Origin of the sequence: [Flexibacter] sp. ATCC 35103 (assembly GCF_001975985.1) — a bacterium.
Lineage (GTDB): Bacteria > Bacteroidota > Bacteroidia > Flavobacteriales > Flavobacteriaceae > Flavobacterium.
Genome location: NZ_MTQF01000018.1, coordinates 1 through 12,849 on the forward strand (window position 1 = coordinate 1; position 12,849 = coordinate 12,849).

Consider the following 12,849-nt stretch of genomic DNA (forward strand, 5'->3'; position numbering starts at 1 on the left):
AACCTTTTTCAGGACAACTCAATGTTGCATTATTTCTTTTTTAGTTTTTCCTTAAAAAAATCAGTAGTTCGGGTCCAGGATAAAGTTGCTGCTGCTTCATCATATCTTGGGGTTGTATTGTTATGAAAACCATGATTTACGTTAGGATAAAAGTAAGCTGTATTTTCGACTTTATTTTTGTTAAGCACTTCCTGAAAAGCTGGCCAGCCTTCGTTTACACGAGTATCAAGACCTGCATAATGCAATAATAACGGCGTTTTTATTTGTTCAGCTTCTTCTTTTGTGGGTTGTCCGCCATAATACGGAACGGCAGCTTTTAAAGAAGGAATTTTTACCGCCATCATATTCGAAATCCATCCGCCAAAACAAAATCCAACTACACCAATATAACCGTTACAATCCGGATGTGATTTCAGGTATTCATACGCTGCAATAAAATCTTCGAGCATTTCTTCGCGCGTACGTTTTTTTTGTAATTCACGTCCGTCATCGTCATTTCCGGGATAACCGCCTAAAGGAGACAAGGCATCCGGAGCAAGCGTAATAAAACCTTCGATAGCGGCTCTTCGGCCTACATCTTCAATATAAGGATTGAGGCCGCGATTTTCGTGTACAACAATTATTCCGGGTAATTTCTTTTTGGTTTCTGAGGGTTGGGATAAAAGTCCTTTTATGCTTCCGCCGCCTTTTGGGGAATCATAGATTATATAACCCGTTTTTAATCTGGGATCTGTGGGCTTTACTAATATGCTGTCGACATAATTGGGTGTCATAAAGCTTAAAAGCGAAGGCAGTGTAACGGCTCCAACAGCAAATATAGAGAGCTTTTCGACAAATTGTCTTCTATTGATTTTATTATGAGCGTAATCGTCATATAAATCAAATACTTCCTGACTGATATCTTCTTTGGTTAGTTTCTCCATAGCTTTAAAATTTGAAAACTAATTTAGCAAATAAAATGAAAAAAGCCTGTAGAGAACTACAAGCTTTTTAGTTTTTTCATAAAAACAGGAAACACTTCATTTAATTCATCAAAAAGTGGATTATTGCGGTTCTTTAGTTTTACTTCGCTAAACAATTTCAGTCCAAGTGCAAATTGTGTTGCTTCGTTAGGATCTTCAAAAATGTTTTTGTCTTTTATTCGTTCTATGATATTGAATATTTCATCATGATTATCGAATTGTATTCCAAGTTCTCTTGCTGGTTCTGTTTCGCCGTTTGCATATTCTTTCAGGCTTAAAGTCAGATAATATTTGTTTGATCTTTTTTGCATGGTATTTTATATTATTATAATTATTTCAACCATTTTTCTACAATGGTTTTAAAAGTTTCCTTGTATTGTTCACCAACAGTTATTTCGGTTTTATGAATGAATATTGAGTTTTTACTGATCGAGTTTATTTTCTCTAACGGAACAATAAAAGAACGGTTGATTCGCATGAATTTTGATGCCGGTAATTTTTCTTCCAGTGCTTTAAGAGAGATTAAAGACATTACAGATTTTTGAGCATCTTCAAAATGAACTTTTACATAATCCTTTAAACTTTCTATATATAGAATATCCTTTAATGAAATTCTGACCCATTGATATTCTACCTTCAAAAAAATAAATTCATCGTCTGCAGTGACAGAATGATATTGGTTTGCTGCTTCTTCAGACATTTGAAGAACCTTGTTGGCGGCTCGCAAAAACTCCTCGTAGCTAAAAGGTTTTAAAAGATAATCTACGGCATTTACCCTGTAACCTTCAATCGCATAATGGTTGTAAGCGGTCGTAAAAATAATTTTTGGCAATGGTCCGGGCTGTTCCTGTAAAAGTCTTGCGAGTTCCATACCGGTTAAGTTGGGCATGTTTATGTCCAGAAAAACAATGTCTGGCTGTTGTTCCCTAATCAAACTCATGGCTTCTACAGCGTTGTCACAACTGCAGGCCAATTGCAAAAAAGGGGTTTGCGCTATAAAAGTTTCCACTAGTTTTAAGGCAAGTGGTTCATCATCTACTGCTATACATTTTAATACAATCATTGTTCTAAAGTTATTTGCAGATTTACTCTGTATTTGCCATTTTGGTCTAAACCGCATGTCATAACATGACGATGTGGATATATCAAATGCAATCTGCGTTTTGTATTCGTTAATCCTATTCCGCCCGGATCATTTGTTGAAGTCTTTTCGAAAAAAGTATTTACTACCTCAAATTCAAGATTGTTTTCTTTTTGTCTGAGTTTAATATGTATTTCACTTTTGTCTGTAGCATGTATGCCATGTTTAAAAGCATTTTCGACTAAAGGTAATAACAACATGGGAACAATTGGATAATCGTGTATTTTTTCCGGAATATCTGTTGTTATCGTTAATTTGCGATTAGCCCGAAGCTTCATCAAAGCTATGAAATCTTTCATGAAATCAGCTTCTTTTAATAAAGTCGTTCTTTCGCCTTCTGTGCTATAAAGCAAATAACGCATCATGCGGCTTAAGGTATGAAGTGCACCGCGGGAATCTTCGATATTGGTATACGTAAGAGAATAAATGCTGTTTAGTGAATTAAAGAAAAAGTGAGGATTAATCTGGGCTTTCAGCATCGCAAGCTCTGCCATGGTTTTGTCCTGTTCCAGTTTTTGTTTGTGTTGTGCCGCTTTCTGCCAGTGGTGAAGCATTGCCCAGCTCGTACTAATGCCTAAAACCAATAAGGTAAGCATAAAAACGTAATTGTCGAAATAAGGATTTTTGTATTTTTTAAACCCTAAAACCAGGCTTATTTTTGTATGAAGATCTGTTTGCGAAGTATAGAAATAAGCAATAAGCTGCATGACGAAAATCATGAGAAAAGCCCAAAACAAAAAAGGAGATGTGTTATCTTTTATAATCGTTTTTGGTACGATGATTTTAGCATTAGAATAAAATATTACAATAAGTAAAACCAGTACAATCATCTGCCATAACCAAAAAACGGATGGCAGCACCACATTCCAGGTTATTGGAATGTAAAATAGCATTATAAAACCCAATAATAACCAGGCAAGAATGTGTAATCCTGTGAATATGTAAGGTTTAAAAAAGTTGAGTATCATTTTGTTTGGTGATTTTATGACAATATTACATTATATTTATAAAAGATATAAAAGCAATCGCCAAAAATGGAATCAGAACCTTTAAAAACCATTTTAGAACCGACGAGCCTATTCTAAATTGTGTTGATATTACTAAACAAACTTCTATCGGTTCTTAAGTTATATCTATCGATTGTTTCTAGCCCTCCGTCTATTGGAAATTTTTTGCTTACTATATTTTAGTTATTTTGTTACGATATAAATTGATAATTACACATTTTTCACAATGAATAAGCAATCCTTTTTAAGCATTCTCGCTGCAGCTGTTGTTATCGCATCTTGCGGTAATAAAAACGACAAATCGGCTCAGGCCGGAGGTGCACCTCAAGTAAAAGAGTATAAAACGCTGACTTTACAGACGCAATCAGCTACTTTAAATACAGACTTTCCTGCCAGTATTCAGGGACAGCAAAATATAGAAATCCGACCAAGAGTAGAAGGGTATATCGACAAGATTTTTGTCGATGAAGGTGCTGTTGTAAAAGCAGGACAACCTTTATTTAAAATCAATGCGCCTGAATATGAGCAACAAGTACGTACAGCATCTGCCAGTATAAAAAGCGCTCAGGCAAGTTTAAGTTCAGCAAAACTGGCTGTAAATAAAGTAAAACCACTTGTAGAAAAAGGGATTATTAGTAAATATGATCTTGAATCTGCACAATATACATATGAATCAGCATTGGCAACATTAGCACAGGCAAATGCAGCTTTGGTAAATGCCAAAACTAATTTGGGATATACTACGGTTACAAGTCCGGTTAATGGAGTTGTAGGTTCAATCCCGTTTCGTTTAGGAAGTTTAGTGAGTTCTAATACTGCAGAACCTTTGACTACAGTTTCAAGCATTGGAAATGTATATGCTTATTTTGCTATGAACGAAAAAGCCTTATTGAATTTCACCCAAAGCGGTTCAGGAACTTCATTCTCAGAGAAAATCAAAGAATTGCCGGCGGTTTCACTTTTACTTTCAGATGGATCAGCTTATACTGAAAAAGGACGTATTGAAACTGTAAACGGACTTATAAATACAGAAACCGGTTCTGTAAATATCAGGGCTCGTTTTGCAAATCCAAAAGGTATTATCAGAAGCGGAAGCAGCACAACTGTGAGAATCCCAAATGAAGTTAAAGATGGAATATTGATTCCTCAGAGCGCTACATTTGAACTTCAGGATAAGATTTTTGCCGTAACGGTAGGAAAAGACGGAAAAACAAAAAATGCCAATATCACCGTACTTGAAAACACTGCAGGTAATTTTTATGTGGTAACAAGTGGCTTAAAAGCAGGAGACCAAATTGTACTAGAAGGAGTAGCTTCATTAAAAGAAGGAAGCGAAATAAAAACTCACAATCAGAGCCCGGAAGCGGTCTATGCTGAATTAAAATAAGAAAAAATGTTTAAAATATTCATACAAAGACCTGTACTTTCGACAGTAATATCTGTTATTATTGTCATCTTAGGTGTATTAGGGCTTATTGAGCTGCCTATTTCTCAATATCCTGATATTGCGCCGCCAACGGTAAACGTTTCTGCAAGTTATACAGGAGCAAATGCAGATGTTGTACTTAAAAGTATCGTAATTCCGCTTGAAGAGCAAATTAATGGTGTAGAGAACATGACATACATGACTTCTACAGCAACAAACGACGGAAATGCATCTATAAAAATATTTTTTAAAGTAGGAACAAATCCTGATTTAGCAGCGGTAAACGTTCAAAACAGGGTTTCGAGAGCTACAAGTTTATTACCTGTAGAGGTAACTCAGGCAGGTGTAACGGTAACAAAAAGTCAGAGTAGTAACCTGGTGATTTTCTCTTTATATAGTGACGATCCTGCTTATGATCAGACTTTCCTTCAAAATTATGCTAAGATCAATCTTGTTCCTCAAATTCAGCGTGTAGTTGGAGTAGGAGATGTAACCGTTTTTGGGGCAAAAGATTACTCGATGAGAATCTGGCTTAAACCGGATATCATGCAGCAATACAAATTGATCCCAAGTGATATCTCGGCTGCTTTGGCAGAACAAAATATCGAAGCCGCACCAGGTAAATTTGGTGAGAACGGAGATCAGGCTTTTCAATACGTAATCAAGTATAAAGGACGTTTGACAAGTGCTCAGGAATTTGGTGATATCGTAATAAAATCTGTTGGAAACGGACAAATGTTACGACTTAAAGATGTTGCTAAAGTAGAGTTGGGATCTTTAAGTTATTCGTCAACCATTAAAACAAATGGTGTAGAATCTGCTGCAATGGCAATAAGCCAGACTCCCGGATCGAATGCACGTGATGTAATCAACAATTCTAAAAAATTAATTGAAGATGCTGCAAAAAGCTTCCCAAAAGGTGTAAAATATACTATTCTTGTTGATGTCAATGAAAATCTGGATGCTTCTATCGAAAAAGTAATTCATACTTTGATTGAAGCGTTTATATTGGTATTTATTGTGGTATTTATTTTCCTTCAGGATTTCAGGTCAACATTAATTCCGGCAATTGCGGTTCCGGTTGCGATTGTAGGTACATTTTTCTTCCTGAATTTATTTGGGTTTACCATTAACTTATTAACGCTTTTTGCGATGGTTCTTGCCATTGGTATTGTGGTCGATGATGCCATTGTCGTCGTCGAGGCCGTGCATGCCAAACTGGATCATGGGTATAAATCGTCTAAAAAAGCAACGATTGATGCTATGGATGAAATTTCCGGAGCAATTATCTCGATTACTCTTGTAATGGCAGCCGTATTTATTCCGGTTACCTTTATCACGGGATCTACAGGGGTTTTCTATAAACAATTTGGTATTACATTAGCGGTTGCGATTATTCTTTCGGCAATTAATGCCTTGACTTTAAGTCCGGCATTGTGTGCTTTGCTTTTAAAACCACATGCTGACGATCATAAACATAAAAGTTTTATTCAGAGATTCTATACCTCTTTTAACGTTGCGTTTGATAATGTAACCAATAAATATAAAAGATCTGTACAATTTCTTTCCGTTAAAAAATGGATTGTATTAGCGGCTATTGTTTTTGCCGGTGCAGCTTTATTTTATATGATGAAAACAACGCCATCAGCGTTCGTTCCGGCAGAAGATCAGGGAACTGTTTTTGCCAATATCAGTTTGCCGCCATCAGCTTCTATGGAGCGTTCAGATATTATTGCGAAAAAGGTAGATAGTATTGCCAAAACAATTCCGGGTGTTAAAAACACATTGCGTATTGTAGGTCAAAACTTTACAGCCGGAGCAGGAAGTGCTTACAGTATGGTTATTGTAAAACTTGAAACCTGGGAAAAACGTGATTTAAGTGTTAATGATGTAATTGGTCAGCTTTTTGCCAAAACAAGCGGAATTCGTGAAGCTAATATTTTCTTTATTTCCCCGCCAACAATTCAGGGATTTGGACAAAGTGGTGGATTCGAATTTCAGTTGCAGGATAAAGGAGGACATTCTACAGCAGAATTCTATAAAGTGAATACAGACTTTCTGGAAAAACTTTCAAAACGTCCTGAAATACAATATGCTACAACGCCGTTTAATCCTGGTTTTCCTCAATATATGATGGATATCAATCTGGCAAAAGCTAAAGATGCAGGAGTTCCTGTTAATTCGATCCTTTCTACGATGCAAGGTTATTATGGAGGATTGTATGCATCGAATTTCAATAAATTCGGAAAACAATACCGTGTTATGATTCAGGCTTCGCCGGAATTCCGTACCAATACTGAAGGGTTGAACAAAATTTTTGTTAGAAACAGCGCCGGAACAATGGCACCAATTACAGAGTTTGTAAAAATGACCAGAGTTTTTGGACCGGAATCTATTTCAAGGTTCAACTTGTTTACGTCTATTGCTATAACAGGAGCACCAAATCCGGGATTTAGTTCAGGAGATGCGATTAAAGCAATTCAGGAGGTTGCGGCAGAAAATCTTCCGGCAGGTTATGGTTATGAATTCTCCGGATTAACACGTGAGGAATTAGCATCAGGAAGTGAAACTATTTTCATCTTTATATTATGTCTTGTGTTTGTTTACTTTTTATTAAGTGCACAATACGAAAGTTATATTTTGCCATTTGCCGTATTATTCTCAATTCCGTTTGGATTAGCAGGAGCATATTTGTTCTCGATCATATTCAAACTAAACAGTAATATCTATTTGCAGATTTCCCTGATCATGCTTATTGGACTATTGGCGAAGAATGGTATTTTGATTGTTGAATTTGCCCTGGAAAGAAGACGTAAAGGAATGCCAATTGTGCAAGCGGCAGTTGAAGGAGCCGTTGCGCGTTTACGTCCAATTTTAATGACTTCTTTCGCCTTTATTTTAGGACTTGTTCCTTTAATGTTTGCTTCAGGAGCCGGAGCTGTAGGTAACAAATCAATTGGTACCGGAGCTGTTGGAGGTATGTTAATCGGAACCATTTTGGGAGTATTTGTTATTCCGGTATTGTTTATCATTTTCCAGACTTTACAGGAAAAAGTAAGTGGTCCTGCAAAAGAGGGGTATGATGAAGATGACGACGACGAAGTACAACTAATCGAAGCTCATAAAGAGTAATAATTTAATTAAGACAGAGATGACTCATAGTTCAAATAAATATATTATAATGGTAATCGCAGTCACACTTTTAAGTGCCTGCGTTACCAAAAAGTACGAACGCCCCACAACAGTTTCTACAGCCAATCTTTATCGTGATCAGGCTTCTGCCGATTCAGCTACGATTGCCAATATGCCGTGGCAAACGGTTTTTAAAGATCAAAAACTAAATGCTTTAATTCAAAAAGGATTAGATCAGAACCTGAACTTAAAAAATGCGATCGAAAATATCGTTCAGTCGCGTGCTACTTTACGTCAGGCTAAACTGGCCTATTATCCAACGCTTAATGCAGATGCAAACGTAACGCGTAACAAGCAGTCTGAGGCAGGATTGAATTTTCCGGCAGGAATTAATATCAATACCCTGACAACGACTTATAAATTAGGTTTAAGCACATCGTGGGAAGCAGATATCTGGGGAAAACTAAGCAGTTCAAAAAGAGCCGCTCTTGCCACTTATCTTTCTACAGATGCGGCAAAACAAGCAGTTCAGACCCAATTGATTTCTGATATTGCAAACAATTATTTTTTATTGTTAGCATATGACAAACAATTAGAAATAACCAAATCGACATTAGAAAGCCGTATTAAAAATGTTGAAGTTATAAAAGCTTTAAAAGAAGGTGCTATTGTTACTGGTGCGTCTGTAGTACAAAGTGAAGCCAATCAACATGCGGCCGAAGTTTTGATTCCGGATTTAAAGAGAGACATTCGCGAGACTGAAAATGCTTTGAATATTTTGTTAGGACAAGCTTCCGGACCAATTGAAAGAGGAACATTAGGAGATCAGGTAATTCCTGAGAAAATTGCAATAGGTTTACCGGCTCAATTGCTGGAAAATCGTCCGGATGTTCGTCAGGCTGAATTTAATTTTAGAACGGCTTTTGAAACGACAAATATGGCTAAAACGTATTTTTATCCTAGTTTAACGCTTACGGCAAGTGGTGGATTTTCGAATTTGCAATTGACGGATTTCTTTACTAATTCTGTTTTTTATTCTTTAATAGGAGGATTAACGCAGCCACTTTTTAATCAGGGACTTAATAAAGCCAGGTTAACAACAGCACAATCAAGACAAGTACAGGCTTTAAATAATTTTCAGCAAAGTCTTTTAGTTGCAGGTCAGGAAGTTTCGAATGCTTTATATGCTTATGAAATGGCGGTTGAAAAAGAAGATTCAAGAGAAAAGCAAATCGAAGCTTTGACAAAAGCAGTCGATTTTACACAACAACTTTTAGAATACAGTTCTGCTACCAATTATACGGATGTATTAACATCTGAACAAAATCTTTTAGCAGCTCAATTGAGTGGCGTAAATGATAATTTGCAAAAATTACAAGCTGTAGTCGATTTATACCGCGCTTTAGGCGGCGGATGGAAATAGATTTATGATCCAATCATATGTACCTTGATGATCATTGTTTAATTGAAATTGTTAAACATGAAACGCCTCAAATTCTGAGGCGTTTTTTTATTTTATAAATATGTCGGTTGTGAGGGGCTTTTCGTCGATTGGTTTTGCCTTTCGGTATAATGAATAGGGTAAAGGCAAATTAATGGCATTACTTTAGCTTTATACAAATCAAATTAATACTAAATACTTCAAAAATGAAAAAATTAGGAATTGCTCTAATACTCTTGATGAGTGTTTTTGCCCACGCGCAAGTTTCGATCAATGTAAATATTGGTACACCGCCAAACTGGGGTCCACAAGGTTATGACGACAGCAGATACTATTATTTACCGGATATTGATACCTATTATGATGTAAACCAAAGCCAGTTTATTTATGATAACAATGGTAAATGGGTTCGTGAAAACAGATTGCCTTCAAAATACAGACAATATGATTTGTATTCAGGATATAAAGTAGTCGTAAATGATTATAAAGGCGATGCTCCTTATACCTATCACACCAAACACAGAGCCAATTATCCTAAAGGATATCAGGGACCTCCTCAAAAAAACAGAGGAAATAAACCGGACAAGGCTAATAAACAAAATAACAAGCAAAAGAATCAAAACGGAAACGGAAAAAAAGATGATTCTAATAAATCAAAAGGAAATTCTAATAAAGATAAGGGGCACGGACATGATGATCGTCACTAAATAACAGAATTAATTTAAAAAAACGCCTTAGAAATGGGGCGTTTTTTTGTTTTGTATATAATTTAGAGAGAATTAAAAGATGATTTTAGCAAAGTTCTTTTGGAACAATTATCCCATTAGAATTGTTTTTTTAGAAGTTATAAAAACAAAAAAGGCTGTCTGTTAAGACAACCTTTAATGACTAATAAAATAAAAAAGCATTCTAAAGCATTTACTTACCTGGTTGGCTTTCCGGACTCATAATTACTTCAACACTACTGGAACTATCTACAATTTGTTTGCTTAATTGCTGAATCGTTTTTAGACTAATTTTGGCAATTAAGTTTTTGTACTCATCGTCTGCCAGAAACGGAATCTGGTTCATGCTGACGTTATAGATAGTATTACTCCAAAAAGAATTTGTTTTCATAGATTCTTCTCTGTTTTTTATAAGCGCTTTTTTGATGTCTTCAAAATCGCTGCTAATCGCTGGTTTTGATTTTAAATCATTGATTTCTTTCCATACAATCTGCATTAATTTCTCTTCCTTTTCAGGATTGCAATCAAAACCAAGAGCTAAATTATATTGTGGTTTTGGTGTTATTTCCAGACTTCCGCCAACATTTACACCATAGCTTCCGCCTTCTTCTTCGCGAATTGTTTGTAGAAAACGTTTAGACAATAATTCACCAATAATATACATTCCGATGGCGTTTTCCTGACTGTATTCCATTTTTCCGGTTAAATGCAAATAAGCTGTTGTTTTAGGAATTTCCATTGCTCGTTTAAAATGAACTTCGGTTTTTCCTTTTTTAGGTTCCAGGTTATGGTCTGTAAAAGTTTCTGTTGCGTTTGCATTTCCTTTTATATTCCCGATATATTTCTGAATTAAACCAAGCGCGGAATCCGGAATATTCCCAACAAAAACAAAAGTAAAATCGGCAGCATTATTAATTCGCTCTTTATAGATTTGTGTCGCTTTTTGCAGGTCGATATTCTCAAGGAATTTTTCGTTGAAGATAAACGTACGGGTATTATGATTTGAATTTGCAAGAGAAACAGTGTCTTTAAAAGCATTTGCATTATCTTTTTTAATGTTCTCTAAACGGTTTTGATATTGCGTTTTTAGAATGCTGTAAATATTTGGGTCAAAACGAGGTGCTTCAAACGAAAGATATAACAATTGCAGCATCGTTTCGAGATCAGCCTGATTTGAACTTCCCTGAAATCCTTCGGTGTTTTCGCCAATAAACGGAGCTGCCTGAGCTACTTTTCCGGTTAGTTTTTCTTTTAAGCCGGTATTGTCAAAATTGCCAAGTCCTGATGATCTTGCAATTGTGGTTGCAATTTCTGCCGACGCTAAATTTTCATTCTTTATCAACGATTTTCCACCTTTACTAAAAGCCGAAAACACGATTTGATCCTGAGAATGTTGGGTTGGCAAAATGATAATATTGGCACCATTTTCAAGCATATATCCTTTTGCATTATTAATTCCCGGCACCTCAAATGTTTTTTTGATGGCTGCAGGTTTTAAATCTTTGTCGACTAACGGATCATTGTTTTCCTTTTTTGAATAAGGTTCCAAAGTCATGGTTTCAACCTTTTTCATTACATCAACAACGGCTTCTTTTTTAGGGAAATCATTTTGATCTTTATCAGATCCGGTTATTAAAACTATTTGGTCTACAGGTTTCTGAATCGTTTTTGCATAAGCATTCAGCTCTGTCAGGGAAATGTTTTTTATGATTCCAACGATAAGATTATAATCATCTTGTGGGGCAAGAAAGGGTTTTGCTTTCAAAAAATAGTTGGTTAGTTTATCTGCCCAGCTATCATTATCGACTTTGTCTTTATTTTTAATAAAATCATCATATGAACTGATAAAATCTTTTTTTGTACGATCTAATTCTGACTGAACGGCACCAAAACGTTTCATGCGTTCCGTCTCTGTATAAACATCCTGAAATGCTTCTAATACTTTTCCTTTTTTGGCTAAAGCCGAAATATTAAAAGAAGTATTTAATCTTGAAATAGGCTCAAAATAGCTTTTTAAACTCAAACCTGAACTTTGATTTTTTAAGATTAATTCTCTAAAACGATTGTTTAATATACTGGTATAGAATGAGTTCATTACATTCGTACGAGTAACAAGAGAATCTTTTACCAATGGCTCATCAAGCACATATTTTAGAGTAACAGATGCTGAATTTGCTTCTTTGTCTGTTGCTGTGACAAAATACAATTCGTCGTGTTTAGGAATGTCATAATAAGGACGCGGAGTTGCTTTTTTTGCCAAAGGAATTCCGGAAAATATAGATTTTACTTTCTCTTCCATTGTTTTTACATCAATATCTCCCACAATAATCACCGCTTGCAAATCCGGACGGTACCATTTTTTATAGTAGTTTCTAAGTTCAGCATATTTAAAGTTGTTGATGATATTAAGATCACCAATAACATCCCGTTTACTATATTGTGAATTGTGGTATAAAACCTGATCTGTTTGCATTTTTAAACGAAAATCGCTTGTTCTGCGGGTTCTCCATTCTTCCCTGATTACACCTCTTTCTGCATCGATTTCCTGATTCGTCAATGACAAAGATCCTGACCAGTCATGTAAAATCCAAAGTGTAGAATCTATTAGTTTTTCATTTGCAACCGGAACACCGCTTATGTTGTAAACGGTTTCATCCTGAGCAGTATAAGCGTTGATATCTTTACCAAAACTTACACCGTTTTTCTCCAGCATTTTAATGATTCCTTTTCCTTTAAAATGTTTTGTCCCGTTAAAAGCCATGTGTTCCAGAAAGTGTGCTAATCCGTTTTGATTGTCTTCTTCGAGGATTGCACCAACATTTTGAACGAAATAAAAACTCGCACGATCTTTAGGTTCTTCGTTATGCAGAATGTAATAGGTTAAACCGTTTTTGAGTTTACCTGTCGTAACATTTTTATCCAGCGGAATCGTAGTTTTGAATTGGGAAAATGTCATCTGAAACGATAACATTATAATCCCAATCATGATATTTTTTTGATGTATATGCATTGTTT

The 12,849-nt window shown here is 35.7% G+C and carries 9 protein-coding genes; 4 read left to right on the top strand and 5 right to left on the bottom strand.

Going from position 1 to position 12,849, the window contains the following annotated elements; genetic code table 11:
* Positions 1-29 precede the first annotated feature (29 nt).
* The 4 genes from BXU01_RS23110 to BXU01_RS23125 are packed head-to-tail and all read right to left on the bottom strand — an operon-like array spanning position 30 to position 3,071.
* A complete protein-coding gene (locus BXU01_RS23110) occupies positions 30-923 on the bottom strand; it encodes a dienelactone hydrolase family protein (protein WP_083696132.1) in 894 nt (297 codons plus the stop codon).
* 56 nt (positions 924-979) lie between these two features.
* Positions 980-1,273: a DUF3861 domain-containing protein gene (locus tag BXU01_RS23115; protein WP_055095304.1), complete on the bottom strand. Its 294-nt coding sequence runs from the start codon at positions 1,271-1,273 to the stop codon at positions 980-982.
* 20 nt (positions 1,274-1,293) lie between these two features.
* The gene (locus BXU01_RS23120) at positions 1,294-2,025 is read right to left on the bottom strand and encodes a LytTR family DNA-binding domain-containing protein (protein WP_083696134.1); all 732 of its coding nucleotides are present in this window, start codon (positions 2,023-2,025) and stop codon (positions 1,294-1,296) included.
* A complete protein-coding gene (locus BXU01_RS23125) occupies positions 2,022-3,071 on the bottom strand; it encodes a sensor histidine kinase (protein WP_083696136.1) in 1,050 nt (349 codons plus the stop codon). The genes BXU01_RS23120 and BXU01_RS23125 overlap by 4 nt, the downstream gene beginning before the upstream one ends.
* A gap of 265 nt (positions 3,072-3,336) precedes the next feature.
* Here BXU01_RS23125 and BXU01_RS23130 point away from each other — a divergent pair, with 265 nt between their 5' ends.
* From BXU01_RS23130 to BXU01_RS23145, 4 genes are all read left to right on the top strand, one after another.
* The gene (locus BXU01_RS23130; protein WP_083696138.1) at positions 3,337-4,497 is read left to right on the top strand and encodes an efflux RND transporter periplasmic adaptor subunit; all 1,161 of its coding nucleotides are present in this window, start codon (positions 3,337-3,339) and stop codon (positions 4,495-4,497) included.
* 6 nt (positions 4,498-4,503) lie between these two features.
* Positions 4,504-7,668 (top strand): efflux RND transporter permease subunit, encoded by a 3,165-nt coding sequence (locus BXU01_RS23135; RefSeq protein WP_083696140.1) that lies wholly within the window; start codon positions 4,504-4,506, stop codon positions 7,666-7,668.
* Positions 7,669-7,687: 19 nt separating this feature from the next.
* Positions 7,688-9,091 (top strand): efflux transporter outer membrane subunit, encoded by a 1,404-nt coding sequence (locus BXU01_RS23140; RefSeq protein WP_083696143.1) that lies wholly within the window; start codon positions 7,688-7,690, stop codon positions 9,089-9,091.
* A gap of 224 nt (positions 9,092-9,315) precedes the next feature.
* Complete coding sequence (locus BXU01_RS23145) at positions 9,316-9,816, top strand: hypothetical protein (RefSeq protein ID WP_083696146.1); 501 nt, start codon at positions 9,316-9,318, stop codon at positions 9,814-9,816.
* A gap of 211 nt (positions 9,817-10,027) precedes the next feature.
* Here BXU01_RS23145 and BXU01_RS23150 read toward each other — a convergent pair whose 3' ends face one another.
* Positions 10,028-12,844: a pitrilysin family protein gene (locus tag BXU01_RS23150; protein ID WP_083696149.1), complete on the bottom strand. Its 2,817-nt coding sequence runs from the start codon at positions 12,842-12,844 to the stop codon at positions 10,028-10,030.
* Between the last annotated feature and the right edge of the window lie 5 nt (positions 12,845-12,849).